The organism is Blastococcus sp. SYSU DS0753, assembly GCF_054051175.1.
In genome coordinates, this window is sequence record NZ_JBJHAT010000003.1 from 89,617 (window position 1) to 111,473 (window position 21,857).

24 protein-coding genes and 1 pseudogene are annotated in these 21,857 nt (G+C 75.2%); 4 read left to right on the forward strand and 21 right to left on the reverse strand.

The window, feature by feature from the left end; translation table 11 throughout:
• Window positions 1-10 precede the first annotated feature (10 nt).
• The 16 genes and pseudogenes from nuoK to ACI799_RS03855 all read right to left on the reverse strand — a co-directional run bounded on the left by nuoK (window position 11) and on the right by ACI799_RS03855 (window position 14,273).
• Complete coding sequence (gene nuoK, locus ACI799_RS03780) at window positions 11-310, reverse strand: NADH-quinone oxidoreductase subunit NuoK (RefSeq protein WP_091931090.1); 300 nt, start codon at window positions 308-310, stop codon at window positions 11-13.
• Window positions 307-1,152, reverse strand: coding sequence for an NADH-quinone oxidoreductase subunit J (locus ACI799_RS03785; RefSeq protein WP_456589100.1), 846 nt, complete (start codon window positions 1,150-1,152; stop codon window positions 307-309). Before ACI799_RS03785 ends, nuoK begins: the two co-directional genes overlap by 4 nt.
• Complete coding sequence (gene nuoI / locus ACI799_RS03790; protein ID WP_456589101.1) at window positions 1,149-1,787, reverse strand: NADH-quinone oxidoreductase subunit NuoI; 639 nt, start codon at window positions 1,785-1,787, stop codon at window positions 1,149-1,151. The genes ACI799_RS03785 and nuoI overlap by 4 nt, the downstream gene beginning before the upstream one ends.
• Complete coding sequence (gene nuoH / locus ACI799_RS03795) at window positions 1,780-3,252, reverse strand: NADH-quinone oxidoreductase subunit NuoH (protein ID WP_456589102.1); 1,473 nt, start codon at window positions 3,250-3,252, stop codon at window positions 1,780-1,782. Before nuoH ends, nuoI begins: the two co-directional genes overlap by 8 nt.
• Window positions 3,249-5,744 carry an NADH-quinone oxidoreductase subunit G gene (locus tag ACI799_RS03800; RefSeq protein WP_456612467.1) on the reverse strand — a complete coding sequence of 832 codons (2,496 nt, stop codon included), beginning with the start codon at window positions 5,742-5,744 and terminating at the stop codon, window positions 3,249-3,251. The genes nuoH and ACI799_RS03800 overlap by 4 nt, the downstream gene beginning before the upstream one ends.
• Complete coding sequence (gene nuoF, locus ACI799_RS03805; RefSeq protein ID WP_456612468.1) at window positions 5,741-7,069, reverse strand: NADH-quinone oxidoreductase subunit NuoF; 1,329 nt, start codon at window positions 7,067-7,069, stop codon at window positions 5,741-5,743. Before nuoF ends, ACI799_RS03800 begins: the two co-directional genes overlap by 4 nt.
• Before the next feature lie 3 nt (window positions 7,070-7,072).
• A complete protein-coding gene (gene nuoE, locus ACI799_RS03810) occupies window positions 7,073-8,155 on the reverse strand; it encodes an NADH-quinone oxidoreductase subunit NuoE (protein WP_456589105.1) in 1,083 nt (360 codons plus the stop codon).
• Complete coding sequence (locus ACI799_RS03815) at window positions 8,152-9,483, reverse strand: NADH-quinone oxidoreductase subunit D (RefSeq protein ID WP_456589106.1); 1,332 nt, start codon at window positions 9,481-9,483, stop codon at window positions 8,152-8,154. Before ACI799_RS03815 ends, nuoE begins: the two co-directional genes overlap by 4 nt.
• Window positions 9,484-9,496: 13 nt before the next feature.
• A complete protein-coding gene (locus ACI799_RS03820) occupies window positions 9,497-10,249 on the reverse strand; it encodes an NADH-quinone oxidoreductase subunit C (protein WP_456612469.1) in 753 nt (250 codons plus the stop codon).
• Window positions 10,246-10,923 carry a NuoB/complex I 20 kDa subunit family protein gene (locus ACI799_RS03825; protein ID WP_456589108.1) on the reverse strand — a complete coding sequence of 226 codons (678 nt, stop codon included), beginning with the start codon at window positions 10,921-10,923 and terminating at the stop codon, window positions 10,246-10,248. Before ACI799_RS03825 ends, ACI799_RS03820 begins: the two co-directional genes overlap by 4 nt.
• Window positions 10,924-10,935: 12 nt before the next feature.
• Window positions 10,936-11,298, reverse strand: a complete 363-nt coding sequence (locus ACI799_RS03830) for an NADH-quinone oxidoreductase subunit A (RefSeq protein WP_456589109.1) — start codon at window positions 11,296-11,298, stop codon at window positions 10,936-10,938.
• 87 nt (window positions 11,299-11,385) lie between these two features.
• Window positions 11,386-11,520: a hypothetical protein gene (locus ACI799_RS03835; protein ID WP_456589197.1), complete on the reverse strand. Its 135-nt coding sequence runs from the start codon at window positions 11,518-11,520 to the stop codon at window positions 11,386-11,388.
• Between the two features lie 235 nt (window positions 11,521-11,755).
• Window positions 11,756-11,890, reverse strand: a pseudogene (locus ACI799_RS03840) (NAD(P)/FAD-dependent oxidoreductase); the annotation flags it as partial.
• A 165-nt stretch (window positions 11,891-12,055) separates the two neighbouring features.
• Window positions 12,056-12,733 carry a dienelactone hydrolase family protein gene (locus tag ACI799_RS03845; protein ID WP_456589110.1) on the reverse strand — a complete coding sequence of 226 codons (678 nt, stop codon included), beginning with the start codon at window positions 12,731-12,733 and terminating at the stop codon, window positions 12,056-12,058.
• The gene (locus ACI799_RS03850) at window positions 12,723-13,427 is read right to left on the reverse strand and encodes a phosphoribosyltransferase (RefSeq protein WP_456612470.1); all 705 of its coding nucleotides are present in this window, start codon (window positions 13,425-13,427) and stop codon (window positions 12,723-12,725) included. The genes ACI799_RS03845 and ACI799_RS03850 overlap by 11 nt, the downstream gene beginning before the upstream one ends.
• Before the next feature lie 126 nt (window positions 13,428-13,553).
• Window positions 13,554-14,273, reverse strand: a complete 720-nt coding sequence (locus ACI799_RS03855) for a demethylmenaquinone methyltransferase (RefSeq protein ID WP_456589112.1) — start codon at window positions 14,271-14,273, stop codon at window positions 13,554-13,556.
• A gap of 35 nt (window positions 14,274-14,308) precedes the next feature.
• Between ACI799_RS03855 and ACI799_RS03860 the strand changes: the two genes are divergently transcribed.
• Window positions 14,309-15,553 (forward strand): isochorismate synthase, encoded by a 1,245-nt coding sequence (locus ACI799_RS03860; protein WP_456589113.1) that lies wholly within the window; start codon window positions 14,309-14,311, stop codon window positions 15,551-15,553.
• A gap of 85 nt (window positions 15,554-15,638) precedes the next feature.
• Here the strand turns inward: ACI799_RS03860 and menD are convergent, their stop codons facing one another.
• Together menD and ACI799_RS03870 are read right to left on the reverse strand one after the other, a co-directional pair.
• Complete coding sequence (menD, locus tag ACI799_RS03865; RefSeq protein ID WP_456612471.1) at window positions 15,639-17,327, reverse strand: 2-succinyl-5-enolpyruvyl-6-hydroxy-3-cyclohexene-1-carboxylic-acid synthase; 1,689 nt, start codon at window positions 17,325-17,327, stop codon at window positions 15,639-15,641.
• Complete coding sequence (locus tag ACI799_RS03870; RefSeq protein ID WP_456612472.1) at window positions 17,324-18,292, reverse strand: o-succinylbenzoate synthase; 969 nt, start codon at window positions 18,290-18,292, stop codon at window positions 17,324-17,326. The genes menD and ACI799_RS03870 overlap by 4 nt, the downstream gene beginning before the upstream one ends.
• A gap of 89 nt (window positions 18,293-18,381) precedes the next feature.
• Between ACI799_RS03870 and menE the strand changes: the two genes are divergently transcribed.
• The gene (menE, locus tag ACI799_RS03875) at window positions 18,382-19,500 is read left to right on the forward strand and encodes an o-succinylbenzoate--CoA ligase (protein ID WP_456612473.1); all 1,119 of its coding nucleotides are present in this window, start codon (window positions 18,382-18,384) and stop codon (window positions 19,498-19,500) included.
• Window positions 19,500-20,369, forward strand: a complete 870-nt coding sequence (locus ACI799_RS03880; protein ID WP_456612474.1) for a 1,4-dihydroxy-2-naphthoate polyprenyltransferase — start codon at window positions 19,500-19,502, stop codon at window positions 20,367-20,369. The genes menE and ACI799_RS03880 overlap by 1 nt, the downstream gene beginning before the upstream one ends.
• A gap of 6 nt (window positions 20,370-20,375) precedes the next feature.
• Here the strand turns inward: ACI799_RS03880 and ACI799_RS03885 are convergent, their stop codons facing one another.
• Both ACI799_RS03885 and ACI799_RS03890 read right to left on the reverse strand, forming a co-directional pair.
• Entirely contained in the window at window positions 20,376-20,702 is a 327-nt protein-coding gene (locus ACI799_RS03885) for a DUF4229 domain-containing protein (protein ID WP_456589118.1), read from the reverse strand.
• Window positions 20,695-21,123: an Lrp/AsnC family transcriptional regulator gene (locus ACI799_RS03890; protein ID WP_456589119.1), complete on the reverse strand. Its 429-nt coding sequence runs from the start codon at window positions 21,121-21,123 to the stop codon at window positions 20,695-20,697. The genes ACI799_RS03885 and ACI799_RS03890 overlap by 8 nt, the downstream gene beginning before the upstream one ends.
• 104 nt (window positions 21,124-21,227) lie before the next feature.
• Here ACI799_RS03890 and ACI799_RS03895 point away from each other — a divergent pair, with 104 nt between their 5' ends.
• Window positions 21,228-21,440 (forward strand): hypothetical protein, encoded by a 213-nt coding sequence (locus ACI799_RS03895; protein ID WP_456589120.1) that lies wholly within the window; start codon window positions 21,228-21,230, stop codon window positions 21,438-21,440.
• A gap of 50 nt (window positions 21,441-21,490) precedes the next feature.
• Here the strand turns inward: ACI799_RS03895 and ACI799_RS03900 are convergent, their stop codons facing one another.
• Window positions 21,491-21,769: a hypothetical protein gene (locus ACI799_RS03900; RefSeq protein ID WP_456589121.1), complete on the reverse strand. Its 279-nt coding sequence runs from the start codon at window positions 21,767-21,769 to the stop codon at window positions 21,491-21,493.
• Between the last annotated feature and the right edge of the window lie 88 nt (window positions 21,770-21,857).

A 21,857-nucleotide genomic window follows, 5' to 3' on the forward strand; every position in this document is an offset into this window, starting at 1 on the left:
GTCCCGCGCGTCAGTACTTGAGGAGGTTGGCGTCGTCGATCGAGGCGGACCGCCGGGTCCGGTAGATCGACATGATGATCGCGAGCCCGACGACCACCTCGGCGGCCGCGACGACCATGACGAACAGCGCGATGATCTGGCCGTCGACGGTGCCGGTGGACCGGGCGAAGGTGATCAGCGTCAGGTTGACGGCGTTGAGCATCAGCTCCACGCACATGAACACGACGATCGCGTTGCGCCGCACGAGCACGCCGACCGCGCCGATGGTGAACAGGATCGCGGCGAGCACGAGGTAGTGGCTCAGGCTCACCGGTCCCGCCCTCCGGGCACGTCGCTGACGGTGGGATCCATCGACCCGAGGGCGGCGTCGGGTGACCCGAGCTGCTCCCGGCCGGTGGGACGGGGCATCTGATCGATCTCCTGCGCCTCGATGCCGGTGGCGAGCGTGTCCTCGGCGTAGCGGCCGTCGGGCAGCAGCCCGGGCGCGGCCACCGAGTGGGCGCGGGCGTAGACCCCGGGTCCCGGCAGCGTCTGCGGCCGGTCGGTGAGGAAGCGCGCCCGGGAGAGCTCCCGCTGGCCCGTGCGGCTGCCCGGGGTCCGCTCCATCTGGGTGAAGACCAGGGCGCCGACGGCCGCGACGATCAGCAGCCCGCCGGTGACCTCGAACGCCACCAGGTACCGCGAGTACAGCAGGCCGGCGATCGCCTCGACGTTGCCCGACGCAGCGCCGCCCGCCCCGCCCTGCACCGCCTCGAGCCCGGCGACCGGCAGGTCCCGGGTCGCCCGCGCGATGCCGGCCCCCGCGATCGCGGCGAATCCGACGCCGAACAGCGTGGCCGCCACCCGCTGGCCGCGGAGCGTCTCCACGACCGAGTCGGAGGAGTCGCGGCCCACGAGCATGAGCACGAAGAGGAACAGGATCATGATCGCGCCGGTGTAGACGATGATCTGCGCCGCCCCGAGGAACGGCGCCTCCTGGACGACGTAGAAGACACCCAGCGACAGCATCGTCAGGACCAGCCAGAGCGCGGAGTGCACCGCGTTCCGGCTGAACACCATGCCCAGCGCCCCGGCCAGCGCGACGGGGCCGAGGATCCAGAAGACGACGGCCTCGCCGGTGCCGATGACGACGCCGGCGGTGTCCGGGGTCACGGCCGGGGCTCCGGTTCGCGCACGTAGTAGTCCTTCTCGTCGTCGCCGAGCCGCATCGGGTGCGGGGTGGCCTCCATGCCGGGCAGGAGGGGGGCCATCAGCTGTTCCTTGGTGTAGATCAGGTCGCGCCGGTTGTCGTCGGCGAGCTCGAAGTCGTTGCTCATCGTCAGCGACCGCGTGGGGCAGGCCTCGATGCACAGCCCGCAGAAGATGCAGCGCAGGTAGTTGATCTGGTAGACCGCGCCGTACCGCTCACCGGGCGAGTAGCGCTCGTCCTCGGTGTTGTCGCCACCCTCGACGTAGATGGCGTCGGCCGGGCAGGCCCAGGCGCACAGCTCGCAGCCGACGCACTTCTCCAGCCCGTCGGGATGCCGGTTGAGCACGTGGCGGCCGTGGTAGCGCGGCTTGGTCACCTTCGGCTCGTACGGGTACTGCTCGGTGGTCACGGTCCGGAAGATCTGGGCGAAGGTGACCCCGAAACCCTGGACCGCGGCGGGCAGGAGGCTGTCCCGGACGGCGGGCCGGTTGCGCCCGCCCGCCGCGGAGTGCTCCACCTCCCCGCGGGACCGCCGGACCATGTCCTGCTCGCCGGGCTTGCCGTGCGCGGGGGTCTCCCGCTCGTCGCGGTCAGGCATCGCGCTCCTCCTCGACGGTGGCGGTGCCGCGCCGCCCGGTGCTGACGACCGGGGCCGCGTCGGCGGTGGTGGTGGACTGGCGCCGCAGCCGGGGCGACGGCGGCACCTGCAGGTCCATCGGCGGGACGGGGAACCCGCCCTCGGCGCGGCCGGGGCCACCGGCGGGCCGGCGGCGCGCCCCGGCCGGCGGCAGCACCTCCGGTTCGGCCCGGGTCGGGTGGTTGGAGCCGGCCGCGGCCTCGGCGGCGGCGAGCCGGGTGTCCTGCTGCGCGGAGCGGCCGCCGAGCCAGAGCGCGGCGAGCACCAGCAGCGCCGCCGGGACCCCGACGTAGACCGCCACCTCGCCGGTGGAGAGGTCGGTCTCCCGGGAGACGGTGCGCATCGTCGCCACGATCAGGATCCAGACCAGCGCGACCGGGACGAGCACCTTCCACCCGAAGCGCATGAACTGGTCGTAGCGCAGCCGGGGAAGCGTGCCGCGCAGCCAGATGAAGACGAACAGGGCGGCGACGACCTTGAGGAAGAACCACAGCAGCGGCCACCAGCCGGTGTTCGCGCCGTCCCAGATGGAGATCGGCCACGGCGCGCGCCAGCCGCCCAGGAACAGCGTCGCGGCGAGCGCCGAGACGGTGACCATGTTGATGTACTCGGCGAGGAAGAACAGGGCGAACTTCAGCGACGAGTACTCGGTGTGGAACCCGCCGACGAGCTCGCTCTCGGCCTCGGGGAGGTCGAAGGGTGCCCGGTTGGTCTCCCCCACGACGGCGATCGCGTAGAGCACGAAGGACACCGGCAGCAGGACGGCGTACCAGCTGGGACCGGTGAACTCCCAGCCGAAGAAGGAGAGCTGGGTGCCGTCGGCCTGGGCGGCGACGATCTCCGAGGTGGACATCGTGCCGGCGTAGAGGAACACCGCCACGATGGACAGCCCCATCGCGATCTCGTAGCTGATCATCTGCGCCGCGCTGCGCATGCTGCCCAGCAGCGGGTAGGTGGAGCCGGAGGCCCAGCCGCCCAGCACGATCCCGTAGATGCCCATGGCGGACATCGCCAGGATGATCAGCACCCCGATCGGGGCGTCGGTGAGCTGGAGCGGCGTCTGCTCGCCGAAGATGCTCACGACCGGGCCCATCGGGATCACCGAGAAGGCGACGAACGCCGGGACGGTGGCGATCACCGGGGCCAGGAAGTACACCGGCTTGTCGGCCATCGCCGGCATGATGTCTTCCTTGAACGCCAGCTTGAGCCCGTCGGCCAGGCTCTGCAGGTAGCCGCGCGGGCCGACCGTGTTCGGCCCGATCCGCTGCTGCATCCGCGCGACGACCTTGCGCTCGAACACGATCGCGAACAGCGTCATCGCGACCAGCACGGCGAAGACGCCGACGATCTTGATGAGCACGATCCACCAGACGTCGTGCCCGAAGTCCGCCAGCGTCGGCTGGTCGGGCGCGGCCCACAGGTTCATCGCACGACCTCCCCGGCGACGGCCGACGTGCGGGCCAGCCGCACGACCGCGCCGGGCCCGGCGCCCAGCGCGGAACGGATCTCGCTGCCGGGCGAGCGCATCGGCAGCCACACCACCTGGTCGGGCATGGCGGTGACCACCACCGGCAGGCTGATCGAACCGGTGGGCCCGCTGACGGTGAGCCGGTCGCCGTCGGCCAGGCCGAGGCGGGCGGCCGTGCCGGTGCCGATGCGGGCGACCGGGCGGCGGGCGGTGCCGGCGAGCTCGGGCTCGTCGCGCTGCAGGGTGCCGACGTCGAGCAGCTGCCGCCAGGACGCCAGGACCGCCTCGTCGTCCCGGAGCAGCGGGGCGGCCGGCGGGGCGACGTCGGGCCCAGAGGCGGTCACGGCGGACCGGCGGGCCCCCAGCGCGGAGAGCGCGGACCGCGCCACCTCGGGAGCGGGCAGCCGCAGGTCGGCGTCCATCGCGTCGGCCAGGCCGTGCAGGACACGGCCGTCGGGCAGCTGCCCGGAGCCGTGCAGCGTCGCGTCGAAGGACCGCAGCCGGCCCTCCCAGTCCAGGTAGCTGCCCGCCTTCTCCGGTGCGGCCGCGACCGGCAGGACGACGTCGGCGCGCTCGGTGACCGCGCTGGGGAACATCTCCAGGCTGACCACGAAGGCCGCCGCGTCGAGGGCCGCCAGCGCCAGGGCGGGGTCGGGCAGGTCGGCCGGGTCGACGCCGCCGACCAGCAGGCCGGGCAGCCGGCCGCTGCGCGCCGCGGTGAGGATGCCGGTGGTGTCCCGCCCCGGGGCGGCGGGCACGGCGCCGGGGTCGACGCCCCAGACCGCGGCCACCTCGGCGCGGGCGACGTCGTCGTCGACGGTCCGGCCACCGGGGAGCAGGTTCGGCAGCGCCCCGGCCTCGACGGCGCCGCGTTCGCCGGCGCGGCGGGGCACCCAGGCGAGCCGGGCCCCGGTGGCCCGGGAGAGGGCGAGCAGGGCGGAGAACGCGCCGGGAACCTCGGCCAGCCGCTCCCCGGCGAGGACGACGGCGCCCGGCTTCCGCAGCGCCTCCACCGCGGGCCCGCCCCAGGTGCCCTCAGCGAGCGCGAGCAGCGACTGCGCCTCCGCCCCGGGGACCGTGGTGAGCACCGTGGCCTCCAGCTTCGCGGCGGCCCGGGTGGCGAACGGCGCGAGGTCGAAGACCGGCAGCTTGCGGGTGCGCACCGCGCGGCGCAGCCGCAGGAAGAGGATCGGGGACTCCTCCTCCGGCTCGAGGCCGGCCAGGAGGACGGCGGGCGCCTCGCCGACGTCGGCGTAGGTGACCGCACCGGTCACCGGGCCGGTGCCGGCGATCGTGCTCGCCAGGAACTCCAGCTCCTCGGCGGAGTGCGCGCGGGCACGGGCGTCGACGTCGTTGGTGCCCAGCGCCACGCGGGCGAACGTGGCCCACGCGTAGGAGTCCTCGAGGGTGAGCCGGCCGCCGGGCAGCACGCCGACACCGCCCTCGGCGCGGGCCCGGAGCAGGCCGGCGGCGGCCGCGGCCCACGCCTCGGGCCAGGACGCCGGCTGCAGCTCCCCGTCGGCGCCGCGCACCAGCGGGGTGGTCAGCCGGGCGTTGGCGCTGGCGTAGCGGAACGCGTAGCGGCCCTTGTCGCAGGTCCACTCCTCGTTGACCGCCGGGTCGTCGCCGGCCTGGCGGCGGGTGATCTTGCCGCGCCGGTAGTCGGTGCGCATGGCGCAGCCCGAGGCGCAGTGCTCGCAGACGCTGTCCTCGCTGCGCAGGTCGAAGGGCCGGGCACGGAACCGGTACTGGGCGCTGGTCAGCGCCCCCACCGGGCAGATCTGGGTGGTGTTGCCGGAGAAGTAGGACTCGAACGGCTCGTCCTCGTAGATCGCCACCTGCTCCAGCGCGCCGCGCTCGAACAGCTCGATGAACGGGTCGCCGGCGACCTGCTGGGAGAAGCGGGTGCAGCGGGCGCAGAGGACGCAGCGCTCCCGGTCCAGCAGCACCTGGCTGCTGATCGGCAGCGGCTTGGGGTAGGTCCGCTTCTCGTCGACGAACCGGCTCTCGGCGCGGCCGTTGCTCATCGCCTGGTTCTGCAGCGGGCACTCGCCGCCCTTGTCGCAGGTCGGGCAGTCGAGCGGGTGGTTGATCAGCAGCAGCTCCATGGTGCCCTGCTGCGCCTTGTCCGCGACCGGGCTGGTGAGCTGGGTGTGGACCTCCATGCCCTCGGTGACCGGCATGGTGCACGAGGCGACCGGCTTGCGCTGCCCCTCGACCTCGACCAGGCACTGCCGGCAGGCGCCGACCGGCTCGAGCAGCGGGTGGTCGCAGAACCGCGGGATGAAGACACCGACCTGCTCCGCGGCGCGGATGATCAGCGTCCCCTTCGGCACGGCGACCTCGAACCCGTCGATCGTGCAGCGGACGGCGTCCGGCGGGGTGTGCGGGCCGGGGGCGCCCGGCGGCACGGCCGGGGCGGGCGGCGGGTTGGTGGGCGTCAGGGTCATGACGCAGCTCCCACGGGCTCGAGGCGGAGGCTGCGCCCCAGCCGGGCCTGCTCCTCGGGGGGCAGCAGGGCCACGTAGTCGTCCTTGAAGTACTTCAGCGAGCTGGTGATGCAGCTGGTCGCCCCGTCGCCGAGCGCGCAGAACGAGCGGCCCAGGATGTTGTCGCAGGTGTCGATCAGCAGGTCCAGGTCGGCGGCGGTGCCGCGGCCGTGCGCGATCCGCTCCAGGATCTGCACCAGCCAGTAGGTGCCCTCCCGGCAGGGGGTGCACTTGCCGCAGCTCTCGTGCGCGTAGAACTCGGTGAACCGGAGCGTGGCCTCGACGATCGAGTCGGTCTCGTCGAACACCATGAGCGCGGTGGTGCCGAGCATCGAGCCCGCCGCGGCCACGGAGTCGAAGTCCAGCGGGACGTCGAGGTGCTCGGGCGTGAAGTACGGCGTCGACGAGCCGCCCGGCGTCCAGAACTTCAGCTCGTGACCGGGGCGGATGCCGCCGGCCATCTCGAGCAGCTCGCGCATCGTCGTGCCCATGGGGGCCTCGTACTGGCCCGGCCGGACGACGCGGCCCGACAGCGAGTAGATCTTCGGGCCGGGCGACTTCTCCGGGCCGAACGCCTTGAACCAGTCGGCGCCGCCGCGGACGACGAACGGCACGCTGGCGAGCGTCTCGACGTTGTTGATGACCGTCGGGGCCCCGTACAGGCCGGCGACCGCGGGGAACGGCGGCTTGAGCCGGGGCTGGCCGCGGTAGCCCTCGAGCGAGTCGAGCAACGCCGTCTCCTCGCCGCAGATATACGCACCGGCGCCGGCGTGCACGATCAGCTCCAGGTCGTAGCCGGAGCCGAGGATGTCGGTGCCGAGGTAGCCGGCGGCGTAGGCCTCACCCACGGCGTTGAGCAGCCGCCGGTGCGCGTGCACCGCCTCGCCGCGGACGTAGATGACGGCCAGCTTCGACCGGATGGCGTAGGAGGAGATGATCACGCCCTCGATCAGCGAGTGCGGGTCGGCCATCATCAGCGGCAGGTCCTTGCAGGTGCCCGGCTCGCCCTCGTCGGCGTTGACCACGAGGTACTTGGGCATCGCCGCGGGCCCGGTGGGCTCCTCCCCCGGCTTGGGCTGGGGGATGAAGCTCCACTTCATGCCGGTGGGGAAGCCGGCGCCGCCGCGGCCGCGCAGACCGGAGTCCTTGACCAGGGTGACCAGCTCGTCGGGCTGCATGGACAGCGCGGTGCGGAGTGCGGAGTAGCCGTCGAGCCGCTCGTAGGTGGCGAGCCGCCAGGACTGCTCGGCGCCCCAGCGGCTGGTGAGGACAGGGGTGAGGGGCACGGTTCATCGCCTCCGCTTCGGGCCGCGGCCCTCGATGGTCCGGGTCGGGCCGCCGGGCCCCTGGGTGTCCGGGGGTGGGGTGGCGGGGCTCTGACCACTCGTGCCGGGCTCCTGCCCGGCCGGGGTGTCGGTGCCCTCGCGGCCGTCGGGCAGCCGCCGGCCGGCCGGTTCGGGGGCGTCGGGGTGCGAGCCCGCGGCGCCGGCCTTCTCGGCCGGGGTGTCGGCGGCGGCCACCCGCGCGTCCGCCGCCTCCTTGCCCGGGGTCTCCCCCGTGCTCCCCGACGGGCGCACGGTCTCCCGCGGCTCGCCGACGTCGGCCGGCTCGGGCTCCGGGCCGCGCATCGGCGGCGCGGCCTCCCCGCGTTCGGCGGCCAGCCGCAGCCCGCGCAGGGTGGGCTCGTAGTTCCCCGGCGCGTCGACGGCGGCGGCAGCGGCCGCCGCGTCCGGGTGCTGGGAGAAGCCCGCCAGCTGGCGGGAGACGCCGCGGAAGTCGGTGAGCGGCGCGCCGCGGGTCGGCAGCGGCTTCTCCCCCCGGCGCAGCGCCGCGACCAGCTCGCGGGCGCTGTCGACGTCCTGCTGGTCGTAGAACTCGTAGTCCACGGTGACCACGGGCGCGTAGTCGCAGGCGGCGAGGCACTCGGCGTGCTCGAGGGTGATCGAGCCGTCGGCGGCGGTCTCGTCGTGGTGCACGCCGAGGTCGGCCGACAGCGCGTCCATGATCCGCTGCCCGCCCAGCACGGCGCAGAGCGTGTTGGTGCAGACGCTGACCAGGTGCCGGCCGGTGGGGCGGCGCTTGTACATCGTGTAGAAGGTCGCGACCGCCCCGACCTCGGCCTTGGTCAGCCCCAGCTCCTCGGCGCACAGCGCGACGCCCTCGGGGGTGACGTAGCCCTGGTAGCTCTGCACCAGGTGCAGCATCGGCAGCAGCGCCGAGCGGGCCACCGGGTAGCGGGCGATGATCTCGCGCGCCTCGAGCCGGGCCTGCTCGGGCAGCGGCGGGGTCTCGGCGAGGGACGCGACGTCGACCGGGCTGGAGTCCAGCCCGGTGACCGCCGTGCCCTCGGGACTGCCTGGCAGTGCACTCATCGGTCGACGCCCCCCATCACCGGGTCGATCGAGGCGATCGCGGCGATGACGTCGGCGATCATGCCGCCCTCGCTCATCGCCGCCGTGGCCTGCAGGTTCACGAAACTGGGGTCGCGCACGTGGACGCGCCACGGGCGGGTGCTGCCGTCGCTGACCACGTGGTAGCCGAGCTCGCCGCGGGGGGACTCGAGGGGCACGTATACCTGCCCCGCCGGCACCCGGAAGCCCTCGGTGACCAGCTTGAAGTGGTGGATCAGGGCCTCCATCGACTGACCCATGATGTGCCGCACGTGGTCCAGCGAGTTGCCCATGCCGTCGGGCCCCAGGGAGAGCTGGGCGGGCCAGGCGATCTTCTTGTCCTCGACCATCACCGGGCCGGGCTCCAGCCGGTCCAGCGCCTGGGCGATGAGCTTCAGCGACTCGTTCACCTCGGCCATGCGCACCAGGTAGCGGCCCCAGGCGTCGCAGGTGTCGGCGGTGGGGACCTCGAAGTCGTAGGTCTCGTAGCCCAGGTAGGGCTCCACCTTGCGCAGGTCCCAGGCCAGCCCGGTGGCGCGCAGGACCGGTCCGGTGACGCCGAGGGCGACGCAGCCGGTGAGGTCGAGGTACCCGGCGTCCTTGAGCCGCGCCTGCCAGATCGGCTGGCCGGTGAGCAGCCGGTGGAAGTCCGCGACCCGCTTCGGGAAGACCTCCAGGAACTCCCGGATGTGCTCGACCGCCCCCTCGGGCAGGTCCTGGGCCAGACCGCCGGGGCGGATGTAGGCGTGGTTCATCCGCAGCCCGGTGATCTCCTCGAGCAGGTCCAGGACCATCTCGCGCTCGCGGAAGCCGTTGGTCATGCCCGTGAGGGCACCCATCTCCATGCCGAAGGTGGCCAGCGCCACCAGGTGGGAGGCGATCCGGTTCAGCTCCATCACCAGCACCCGGATCGTGGCCGCGCGCTGCGGGATCTCGACGCCGAGCAGCTTCTCGACGGCCATGCAGTAGCCGGCCTCGTTGAACAGCGGGGCCAGGTAGTCCATGCGGGTCACGAACGTCGTGCCCTGCACCCAGTTGCGGTACTCGGTGTTCTTCTCGATACCGGTGTGCAGGTAGCCGATCACCACGCGCGCCTTGGTGACCGTCTCGCCCTCCAGGTCGAGGACCAGGCGGAGCACGCCGTGGGTGGACGGGTGCTGCGGGCCCATGTTGACGACGAGGCGCTCCTCGCCGTGCGGGTCGGCCCCGAGGGTGACGTCCCAGTCCCCGCCGGTGACGGTGTAGACCCGCCCCTCGGTGGTCTCCCGCGAGCCGGCGTAGGGGTCGGCCGGGTTGTAGGTGGTGCTCATCGGTAGACCCCCGTCACCGGTAGGCCCGCCGCGTGTCCGGCGGCGGGATCGTCGCGTCGTGGTACTCCACCGGGATCCCGCCGAGCGGGTAGTCCTTGCGCTGGGGGTGGCCGTCCCAGTCGTCGGGCATGAGGATCCGGGTCAGCGCCGGGTGGCCGTCGAAGACGACGCCGAACATGTCGAACGTCTCCCGCTCGTGCCAGTCCGCCGTCGGGTAGACGCCGGTCACCGACGGGACGTGCGGGTCCTCCGCGGTGACCGCCACCTCCAGCCGGATGCGGCGCCGGTAGGTCATCGAGGTCAGGTGGTAGACGACGTGCAGCCGGGGCCGGCCGGGCGTCACCTCGGGGCCGCCGCTGTCGAGGTAGTCGACGCCGGAGAGGCTGCTGCACAGCTCGAAGCGCAGGGCCTCGTCGTCCCGCAGCGCCTGCACCAGGGTCAGCAGGTGCTCCCGGGCGACGAAGTAGGTGATCTCGCCCCGGTCGACCAGCACGCGCTGCACCGCGGCGGCGTAGGCGGCCTCCCCCACGGCCTCGATCAACGCGTCGGTGACCTCGTCGAAGTACCCGCCGTAGGGCCGGTCGGTGGAGTGCAGCGCGACCGCGCCGCCGGGCTCCACCCGCACCAGGCCACCGAACCCCGAGGTGTCACCGCTGCCGCTGACCCCGAAGGCGCCCTTCCGGAAACCGCCGGACGGCGCGGTGCTGTCGTCGTAGCCGGCCTCCTCGCGACCGGGGACGACGTTCGAGCCGCCGTCGTTGCTCATCGCCGGCCACCCCGCTCGTCCGGGAGCAGGACGGCGTTGCCGCCGCGCCGCTCGATCCCGAACTGCCCGGTGCGCCCCTCGGCGGCCGCCTGCTCGTAGGCGCGGCGGGCCTCCTTGTCGACGCGGACGGTCGACGGCATCTCGACCAGCAGGTCCTTGGCCGTGCCGTCCTCGCGGGCCTGCTGCTGCTGGCGGGCCCGCTTCTCCCCCAGCGGCTCGTGCTGGATCTTGTGGTGCAGCTTGAGGATGGCGTCCATCAGCATCTCCGGCCGCGGCGGGCAGCCGGGCAGGTACATGTCCACGGGGACGACGTGGTCGACGCCCTGGACGATCGCGTAGTTGTTGAACATGCCGCCGGAGCTGGCGCAGACGCCCATCGCCAGCACCCAGCGGGGCTCGGGCATCTGGTCGTAGATCTGCCGCAGGACCGGCGCCATCTTCTGGCTCACCCGGCCGGCCACGATCATCAGGTCCGCCTGCCGCGGCGAGGCCCGGAAGACCTCCATGCCGAAACGGGCGAGGTCGTACCGGCCCGCACCGGAGGCCATCATCTCGATGGCGCAGCAGGCCAGGCCGAAGGTCGCCGGCCACAGCGACGACTTGCGGGTCCAGTTGACCAGCTTCTCCACGCTGGTCAGCAGGACGCCGCTCGGCAGCTTCTCCTCGAGTCCCATGTCAGTCCCCTGTCAGTCCCACTCGAGTCCGCCGCGCCGCCACTCGTAGGCGAAGGCGAGGAAGACGGTGCCGAGGAACACGGCCATCGCGGCCAGCCCCCACACCCCCAGCGCGTCGTTGGCGACGGCCCACGGGTAGAGGAAGACGATCTCGATGTCGAAGACGATGAAGAGCATCGCGGTCAGGTAGTACTTCACCGGGAAGCGGCCGCCGGTGAGCGGCTGGTCGACCGGCTCGATGCCGCACTCGTAGGCGGCCAGCTTGGCCCGGTTGTGGCGGCGCGGCCCGACGAACGGCGCGACGACGACCGAGAACAGCGCGAACGCCGCGGCCAGCACGAACAGGCCGACGAGCGGGGCGTAGGTCGAGAGCATCAGCTGCACCCTAGGGTGATGTCGGTCACGGCCTGGTCATGGTCGGGATACGGAGTGTCGTGCCGGCCGGTCGTCATGGCAGCTCCCTCACGTCGCCGGGGTGAGTCGCAGGAGCACGGCCAGCGCGCGGTCGATCGCGTCGCCGTCGCGGCCGTCGGTCAGGTTGCCCATCACCCGCAGCGCGGCGTCGGTGAGCGCGGGGCGGCGCAGCCCCCGGGCCATGGCGAGCCGGACCACTGCTGGCCGGGCCAGCAGCGCCAGGAAGCCCAGGCCGAGCCGGTGGAGGCGGCCCAGCTCGGCGCGCAGCCGGCCGGGGTACCGCCGCAGGACCGCCTCCCGCGCCGTCCCGGTTGCAGGGGTTCACCGTGCCGGCGGCGTCCCCGGCAAGCAGCAGCAGCCCCCGGGTGTACGCCGGACCCCGGCTCAGCGGCGTCAGCCCGTCACCGCAGACCTTCTCCCGCGGGAAGTCGGCCTTCTCCAGCAGCGCGACATCCAGGCCCGCGCGGACGAGGTGCCAGGCCGCGCTGGAGCCGGCCGGCCCGGCACCGACGACCACGACGTCGGCGGCGTGCGCCGCTGCGGTCCGCGTCATGCCACCCCTCCGGTCCGTCGTCGAGCCCGGTGCAGCTTGTGAAAGAGTTCACAAACCGCTCGGTCCCGAGTCTAGGCCGCGATGTGATCTAGCCGACAGACCCCCCCTCGGCGCAGGGCCCCGGCGACCTCAGCGCGGCCCCGCACCGGGCGGCCGGTCCGGGCATCAGGAAGGCGCAGGCAACCAGGTGCTCAGCCAGGCCGCGGAGCGGTCGATCACCTGCTCGAGCGCGCCGGGCTCGGGGAACAGGTGCGTGGCGCCGGGGATGATCGCGACCTCGTGGTCGACGGTGAGCCGGGCGGCGGCCTGCCGGTTGAGCTCGACGACCTGGGCGTCCGCGCCCCCGACGACCAGCAGCACGGGCGCCCGCACCTGGTCGAGCGCGCTGCCGGCCAGATCGGGACGGCCACCGCGGGAGATCACCGCCCGGACCCTCTCCGGTCGCTCGGCGGCGGTGATCAGGGCGGCCGCCGCACCGGTGCTGGCACCGAAGGTGGCGACCGGCAGGGTCGCGAGGCCGGGCCGGCCGAGCAGCCAGTCGACGGCGCCGGTGAGCCGCCCGGCCAGCAGCGGGATGTCGAACCGGTGCTCGCGCGTGCGCGCGTCGACCTCCTCCTCGGCGAGGGTCAGCAGGTCCAGCAGCACGGTGGCGTACCCGGCGGCGTGCAGCCCCTCGGCGACCTGCTGGTTGCGCGGGCTTCGCCGGCTGCTCCCGCTGCCGTGGGCGAAGACCACCACACCGCGCGGATCGGCGGGGCCGACGAGGTCGGCGCGCAACGCCGCCCCGGGCACGTCGACGACGACGTCCTCCTGGAAGCCGGGCGCGCCCTCGTCAGCCGGCACCGTCGCGCTCCTCCGGCTCACCGGGGCGGGCCTGCGCGAGGGCCGCGCGCACCTCGTCGTCCTCGGTCGGTCGGAAGTCGGCGTAGCCCTGGCCGACGGCGGAGAAGTCCGCGGGGGCCCAGAGGCAGAGCAGTTCGTCGACGTCCGGTGTGATCTGCCGGCAGGCGTTCGGCGAGGCCACGGGGACGGCGACGGTCAGGTGCGCGGGGTCCTGGCGGCGGACGGCGGCGACCGCGGCGCGCATGGTCGAGCCGGTGGCCAACCCGTCGTCGACCAGGACGACGCGGCGGCCGGTCAGGACCGGCGGCGGGCGGTCGCCGCGATAGGCCTCGGTGCGCCGGCGCAGCTCGGACACCTCCTGGGTGCGGACGTCCTCGAAGGTGGCCGCGTCCACCCCGGCGCGGTCGATGACGCTCTCCTGCCGGACGGTCTCGATCTCGTCCCCCACGGCCGCGATCGCGCCCATGGCGAGCTCCGGCTGCCAGGGCAGGCCGACCTTGCGGACGACGACGATGTCGAGCGCTGCGTCGAGGGCGGCGGCCACCTCCGCCCCCACGACGACCCCGCCCCGCGGCAGGCCGAGTACGACCACGTCGCCGTGCCCGGGGGTGACCAGGTCGTCGTCGACCAGCCGCGCGGCGAGCGCCCGGCCCGCCTCCCGGCGATCTGCGAAAGGTCTCCGGTCTCCAGCCATGTGGTCCGGCTACCCGGCCCGCCGGGCGGCTAACGGCCGGAGCGGCTGGGAAGGGGGCGCGCGGGGTCGTCGGGCACCGGCGCTCGTCCCGCCGAGGCCGTCCCGCCGCTGCACCCCCGGAGGCCCTCAGGGCTTGCGGGCACGGTGCAGCGCGACGATCCCCCCGGTGAGGTTCTGCCAGGCGACGTCGGCCCAGCCGGCGTCCTGCAGCCGGCCGGCGAGCGCCGCCTGGTCGGGCCAGGCGCGGATCGACTCGGCCAGGTAGACGTAGGCCTCGGGGTTGCTGCTCACCGCCCGGGCGATGCGGGGCAGCGCCTTCATCAGGTACTCGGTGTAGACGGTGCGGAACGGCGACCAGGTGGGGCTGGAGAACTCGCAGACCACCAGCGTCCCGCCGGGCTTGGTCACCCGGGCGAACTCCCGCAGCGCGGCGTCGGGGTCGGCCACGTTGCGCAGGCCGAAGGAGATGACCACGCCGTCCACGCTCTCGGCGGCCAGCGGCAGCGCCATCGCGTCACCGGCCACCTTGGGCACCGGTCGCGCGGCCCCGGCGCGCAGCATGCCCTGGGAGAAGTCGCAGGCGATCGCCGTCACTCCGCCGGCGGCGAGCTCGACGGTGGAGACCGCCGTCCCGGCCGCGACGTCCAGCACCGTCTGGCCCGGCCGGGCCCCCAGCGCCTCGCGGGTGGCCCGTCGCCAGGAGGCGTCCAGCCCCGCGGAGAGGACGGTGTTGGTGACGTCGTAGCGCTGCGCGACCCGGTCGAACATCGCCGCGACCTCGGCCGGTCGCTTGTCCAGCCCGGCCCGCAGGCCGGCGGTGTGCGGGTTCTCTCGCCGGTCTGCCACGGCATCGACGCTACAAGGCCTCCTACTCTGATCACGTGACTGCCGCCGCCCTGACCTCCCCGGCGGCGGCGTCGCGCACCGTCACCACGGTCCGCTCCGACGCGGCCGGCGAACTGCTCGACCTGCTCCCGGTCCGCGGCGGCCTCTCCTGGGTGCGCCACGGTGAGGGCCTGGTCGGCTGGGGCGAGGCGGCGCGGCTGGAGGTCTCGGGCCCGCGCGCGCTGGCCGAGGCCGCCGAGTGGTGGGACCGGTTCACCGCCGGCCTCGACGTCGCCGACGAGCTGCGCGTCCCCGGCTCGGGCCCGGTGCTGTTCGCGAGCATCGCCTTCGACCCGGTCGCGGGGACGTCGGTCTTCGTCGTCCCCGAGGTCGTCGTCGGGCGGCGGGACGGCGTCGGCTGGATCACCGCCGTCGGGGCCGCACCGGAGCTGCCGGACCCGACCCCTGCCGACGACGGCCCGGCGCCCCGGCTGCGCTACGCCGACGGGGCGCTGGACCCCGCGAGCTGGTGCGCCGCGGTGGCCGCCGCCGTCACCCGCATCGACGCCGGCGAGCTGGAGAAGGTCGTGCTCGCCCGCGACCTGCTCGTCTCCTCCGACGTCCCGCTCGACCCCCGGCGAATGCTGCGCCGGCTGGCCGCCCGGTTCCCGGGGTGCTGGACCTTCGCCGTCGACGGCCTGCTGGGCGCCACGCCGGAGCTGCTGCTGCGCCGCACCGGCCGGCGGCTCTCCTCGCGCGTGCTGGCCGGGACCGCGCCGCGCGGGGCCGGCGCCGAGGACGAGCGGCTGGCCGCGGCCCTGATGGACTCGGGGAAGGACCGCGCGGAGCACGGCCTCGCCGTCGACTCCCTGGTGCGGGCACTGCAGCCGTACTGCCACGAGTTGACGGCACCGCCGGAGCCGGAGCTGCTCACGCTGGCCAACGTGCGGCACCTGGCCACAGACGTCGTCGGCACCCAGCGCGGCTCGGCCGGGCTGCTGGAGCTGGTCGGCGCGGTGCACCCGACGGCGGCCGTCTGCGGCACCCCCACGCCGGACGCCGCCGCGCTCATCGGCGAGCTCGAGGGCATGGACCGCGGCCGGTACGCCGGACCGGTCGGCTGGCTGGACTCGACCGGCGACGGCGAGTTCGGCCTCGCGCTGCGCTGCGCCGAGCTGGTCGGCGACGACGGCGCGCGGCTGTTCGCCGGCTGCGGCATCGTCGCCGGCTCCGACCCGGCCGCGGAGCTGGCCGAGACCCAGTCGAAGTTCGCCGCGTTCCAGGCCGCGCTCGAGGGCTGAGCCGCGCGCTCTGGGGGTGCTGCACACGCTCTGGGCGGCGTGCAGGACTCCTCCAGCAGGAGGAGCACCCCCAGAGCGGCGCGGGCTACTCCCCCAGCGCCGCCGCAGCGGCCCGCCGCAGGTCCTGGGCCAGCGCCGCCTCGGTGCGCTGGTCGGTGCCGACAACAACGACCTGCGGACCCCCCAGGCCGAGCACCGCCGTGAGCTCCGCCGGCGTGGACACCCGTGTCGCCGGCCAGCCCAGCGACTCCGCCACCGCCACCAGGTCGCGCCCGTGCGGGGTGCCGAAGACCCGCCGGTAGTCCGCGGCGAACCGGTCCTGCCCCGGCTCCAGCTGGGCGAAGATGCCGCCGCCGTCGTTGTCCGGCACGACGACCGTCAGGTCCGGGCGGCGCTCGCCCTCGCCGAGCAGCAGCCCGGTCAGGTCGTGGAGGAACGTCAGGTCGCCCATCAGCGCGTACGCGGGACCGGCGTGGACGAGCGCCGCACCCACGGCGGTCGAGATCGTCCCGTCGATGCCCGCGACCCCGCGGTTGGCCAGCACCGTCACGTCGTCCCGGGGCACGGCCAGCCGGTCGACGTCGCGCACCGGCGTGGACGACCCGAGCACCAGCAGCGCGCCCGCGGGCAGGGCGGCGACGACGTCGCGGGCCAGCCGGGCGGCGGTCAGCGCCGGGGCGCCGTCGAGCACCGCGTCGACGGCGGCGCCGACCCGGGCCGCGGCGGCGTGCCAGGCGGCCGCCCAGTCGGCGTCGACCGGGTCGTCGGGATCGGCGCCGGCGAACAGCCGGGCCACGTGGCTGCTCGACCGGCCGGCGTCGGCCCACCGCGGCGAGGCGCTCACCGTCTCGACGGTGACGGCGGGGTCGGCCAGCAGGGCGCCGACCGGGCGGGAGAGCGTCGGCCGCCCCACCACCAGCACCCGCTCGGGCCGGTGCGCGGCCAGCCAGCCGGGCGCACCGAGCGCCAGCACGCCACCGCGCACGCTCCCCGGGCGCCCCCAGAGCCCGCTGCTCGGCTCGGCGACGACGGGCCACGCGGAGCCCTCGGCGAGGCCCGGGGCGCCGTGCAGAGGCCCGTCACCGGCGATCACCAGCGTCCGCCGGGGCAGCCGGCGGGCCCGCGCCGCCCAGCCGGCCGACGGCTCGGCCACCGTCCACGGCGCACCCCCCGGCCGGCCGGCCCACGGGGCCGCGAGTTCGGCCGGGAGTTCCTCGTCGGGCAGCAGCGGCTCGCGCAGCGCGAGGTTCAGCTGCACCGGACCGGCGTCGGCCGACAGCGTGCCGGCGGCGACGGTGAGCGCCTTGGCCACCACGGACCGCCAGTAGCGGTTCTGCTCGGCCTCCCGGCCGGCCTCGGGGACGCCGACGTCGGCCGCCCAGCGCACCGCCGCCCCGTACAGGCCGGCCTGCTCGATCGTCTGGTTGGCGCCGGTGGCCCGCAGCTCCGGCGGGCGGTCGGCGGTCAGCGCCAGCAGCGGCACCCCGCTCGCGTCGGCCTCCAGCACCGCGGCGTGCAGGTGTGCGGTCGCCGTCCCGGACGTGGTGAGCACCGGCACCGGGCGGCCGGAGCCCTTGGCCAGGCCGAGGGCGAGGAACGCCGCCGTCCGCTCGTCGAGGCGCACGTGCATCCGCAGCCGGCCGTCCCTTTCGGCCGCCGCGAGGGCCAGGGCCACCGGCGCCGACCGCGAGCCGGGCGCCAGCACGGCGTCGGTGACGCCGCCGCGCACCAACTCGTCGACCAGCACGCGGGCGAAGGCGGTGGCGGGGTTCACGCGGCGAGCACCTCGTCGATCCGGGCCCGCCAGCGGGCGGCGGTGCCCTCGCCGCCCGCCACGACGGCGCGCCGGTCCGGCTCGGGCCGGGCCACCGGCAGCGCGCCGTCCACGGGCAGCAGCGGGGACGAGCAGACGTCTCCGGTGAAGAGCGCGACGGTCGCCAGGCCGCAGGCGAAGGGCAGCTCCGGCAGCGTGGCGGCGAGCGCCACCCCGGCGGCGATGCCGACCGAGGACTCCAGCGCCGAGGAGACGACGCAGGGCAGGCCGTGGGTCTCCGCGACGCGCAGCGCCGCCCGCACACCGCCCAGCGGCTGCACCTTCAGGACGACGACGTCGCCGGCCTCGCGCAGGTCGACCGCCAGCGGGTCGGCCGCCCGGCGCACGCCCTCGTCCACGGCGACGCGCACGTCGATCCGCCGGCGCAGCGCGGCCAGCTCGGCGAGGGTGGCGCACGGCTGCTCGACGTACTCCAGCCCGACGGCGGCGTCGAGCTCGCGGATCCGCCGCACGGCGGTGTCGACGTCCCAGGCGGCGTTCGCGTCCACCCGGATCGCGCCACCGGGACCGAGCGCGTCGCGCACGGCCTCGACGCGGGCGCGGTCGTCGGCGGCGGTCTGCCCCGGCTCGGCGACCTTCACCTTGGCGGTGCGGCAGCCGGACGCCGCCGCGATCGCGTGCGCCCGCTGCGCGCCGACCGCCGGCACGGTCACGTTCACCGGCACCGACGCGCGCACCGGCGCGGGGAAGCCCTCGACCGCGGCCTCCACCGCGGCGGCCCACCAGCGGCGGCTCTCGGTGGCGTCGTAGTCCCAGAACGGGGAGAACTCGCCCCAGCCGGCCGGGCCGCGCAGCAGCACGCCGTCGCGCACGTCGATGCCCCGGAAGCGGCTGCGCAGCGGCACCTCGTAGACGGCCAGCTCGGTGATCTCCGCCGGGAGCGCGGGCGCGGCGGCGGCGGTCATGGCGATCAGCCTAGGAGAAGGACCCCCTGCCCCCACCACTCGCAGGCTCGTGGCGGGCCCCTGCAGGGGGCCGCATAGGCTCGTCCCTCGTGGCTCGGCACCTCACCCTCGTGCCCGCGGCCGAGCTCTCCGACGACGACGTCCGCGCGGCGCTGGACGGCGAGCGCCCGCTGGCCGTGCTGCCCGCCGGTCCCCCGGCCGTCGTCGACGCCGCCCGCGCCGCGCTCCGCCCCGACGAGCCGCTCGAGCCGGGCACCGACCTCGTCGTCGTGACCTCCGGCTCCACCGGGAACGGTCGCGGGGTGCTGCTGTCGGCCGCCGCGCTGCGGGCGTCCGCGGCCGCGACCCTCGACCGGCTCGGCGGCCCGGGCAGCTGGCTGCTCAGCCTGCCCGTGTCGGCGATCGCCGGGCTGCAGGTCCTCTGTCGCGGCCTGCTCGGCGGGCGCAGCGCCACCCGCCTCGGTGCCGGGGAGCCGCTGACCGACGCCGTCGCCCGCATGCCGGCCAGCGACCGCCGGTACACCTCCCTCGTCCCCACCCAGCTGCGCCGCGCGCTGGACGCCGAACCGGATGCGCTGCGCGCCTTCGACGCGGTGCTCGTGGGCGGCGCGGCCACCGACCCGACCCTGCTGGCCCGCGCCCGGGCCGCGGGCGTCGCCGTCGTGACCACCTACGGGATGACCGAGACCGCCGGTGGCTGCGTCTACGACGGCCTGCCGCTGGCCGGCGTGACCGTGCGGGTGACCGACGGGATCGAGCTGGCCGGCCCGGTGCTGGCGCACGGCTACCGCGGTGATCCGCAGGCGACCGCGGCCGCGTTCGCGGACGGCTGGTTCCGCACCCGGGACGCGGGCACGCTCGGCCCCGACGGCCGCCTCACCGTGCACGGCCGGCTGGACGAGGTCGTCATCTCCGGCGGCGTCAACGTGCCGCCCGCAGCGGTGGAGGCCGCGCTGCGCGAGCACCCCGCCGTCGCCGACGCCGTCGTCTTCGGCCGACCCGACCCGGAGTGGGGTCAGCGGGTCGTCGCCGCCGTCGTCCCGGCGCCCGGCGGCGCACCGACCCTGGCCGAGCTGCGACCGTGGGTGACCGAGCGGCTGGGCGCCCCCGCCGCGCCCCGGGAGCTACGGCTCATCGCCTCGATCCCCACCCTGCACACGGGCAAGCCCGACCGCCGCGCCGTCGCGGCCCGCACCCCGGAGGTCTGATGGCCACCCCTGCCCAGTGGCTGGCCGGCGCCCGCCCCCGCACCCTGCCGGCGGCGGTCTCGCCGGTGCTGGTCGGCACCGGTGCCGCGGTCGCGCTCGACGGCTTCCGGCTCGGCCCCGCGCTGCTCGCGCTGGTCGTGGCCCTCGCGCTGCAGGTGGGGGTCAACTACGCCAACGACTACTCCGACGGCCGGCGCGGCACCGACGCCGAGCGGGTCGGTCCGATGCGGCTGGTCGGTTCCGGCGCAGCTCCATCCGGGGAGGTGCTCGGGGCGGCGCTGGCCTCCTTCGCGGTCGCCGGGGTCGCCGGGCTGGCCCTGGCGGCGCTGTCGAGCTGGTGGCTGGTCGCGGTGGGGGCGGTCTGCATCGCCGCGGCCTGGACCTACACCGGCGGCCCGCTGCCCTACGGCTACCGGGCGCTGGGCGAGGTCTTCGTCTTCGTCTTCTTCGGCCCGGTCGCCGTCGTCGGCACCACGTACGTGCAGACCCGCACCCTGCCCGGCCTGGCGTTCGCCGTCTCCGTACCCATCGGCCTGCTGATCGTGGCGATCCTCGTGGTGAACAACCTGCGCGACATCGAGGGCGACGCCCGGGTGGGCAAGCGCACGCTCGCCGTCCTGCTCGGCGACCGGGGCACCCGAGTGCTCTACGCCGCGCTGCTGGTCGTGCCGTTCGCCGCCGTCGCCGCGGTGGGGCTCGCGCGGCCGTGGGCGCTGCTGGCCCTGGCCGCCGCGCCGCTCGCGCTCGCCCCGGTGCGGACCGTGCTGGGAGGCGGCCGCGGGCCGGCGCTCATCGGGGCCCTGGCCTCGACCGGGCTGCTGACCCTGGTCACCGGCGTGCTGCTCGGCGCGGGCCTCGCCCTCTCCTGAGCGCTGCTACTGCGGAGCGTCCCCGCTGAGCCGAGCGCGCAGGTCCTCCTTGGCCGTGCGCCGCGCGATGCTGCGCGCCGCCAGCGCCTCGGTGAGCCGGTCGCGGGAGGGCCGCAGCAGCACGTAGGAGACCGGCATCGACAGCAGCAGCCCGAACAGCAGGCCGGGGAAGCTGCCCAGCCCGGCCCACCAGAGGACCAGGACGAGCGCCGCGGCGATCGCGAAGCGGCCGACCGTGTAGATCACCAGCCACGGCAGGACCTTCGGCGGCGTCGCGGCGCCACCGGCCGGGCTCACCGGTGCACCGGCGGCGCTCGGGTTGTTCTCAGCCATGACGGCCCTCCCACTTGGTCGAGAGAACGACCGTCGTCCTCGTGCGTGCGACCCCTCTGATCCGGTTCAACGCGTCGATGGCCGCCTCGAGTGCCGGGATGTCGGTCACGCGCACCTTCAGCACGTACCCCTCGCTGCCGGCGACCCGCCAGCAGTCCTCCACCTCGGGGATCTCCCGCAGGCCCGCCTCGACGCCGGTGTCGTCGACCGCGTCGCTCTCGATGACGCTGACCAGCGCGGTGACGTGCAGGCCCACCGCCGCCGGGTCGACGACGGCGCGGTACCCGGTGATCACCCCGGCCGCCTCCAGCTTGCCCACCCGCTCGTGCACGGCGGGCGAGGAGAGCCCCACCTGCCGCGCGAGCTCGGCGTAGCTGGCCCGGCCGTTGGCGCGCAGCAGCTCGATCAGCTGCTGGTCCACGGCGTCGATGGTGGTTCTCCGTCCTGCCCGGGTATGGGATCTGCGTTGCGCGGCACCGAGTATCGCCGCCGACGTACGCTGGCGGTCGACGAGGGGGTGGGCCCGTGGTGTTCCTGGTGGTTCTCGTGATGGCGGTCGTGGTCGTCGCACTGGTGGTGCGCGCCGCGGCGAACGCAGGCCCCGAGGGGAGCGCGCGCCCGGAGCGCCGGCCGCAGCGGCCCCGGGGACCGGTCCGATTCGTGGCCCCCGATGACGACCCGGAGTTCCTCCGGGAGCTCGAGCGCCGCGCGCGCCGGGACGACGGCTCCCCCACGTAACGCCGTCCGGGCCCTTCCCGGGGCCTGAGCCGAGCGTGCGAGCGGCCCTCTCAGGCGGCCGGGGTCGTCCCGAAGAAGCGGCGCCAGCCGCGCCGCGGGCCCGCCTCAGACGTGCCCGCGTCCGGCGCCGAGCCGTCGGCGTCCCCCGGCCAGCCGAGACCGCCGCCGCCCTGGCGGGTGGGGCCGCCCGGCCAGCCCAGGTCGCCCTCCTCCGCCGCGCCCCGCGGGCTCCCGCGGTGCGCGCCCGGACCGTCGGCCTCCCGGCCGGCGAGCGCGGCCGCGACGAGCGGGTGCGACGCCTCCCCGTCGGCCGCCGCGTGCCTACCCACGCCGCACCTCCCGGCGGGCCCGTGCGCTGCTGATCAGCTCCATGAGGGCATGGAAGCACGCAGGTCCGACATCGGTCACCGCCCCGCG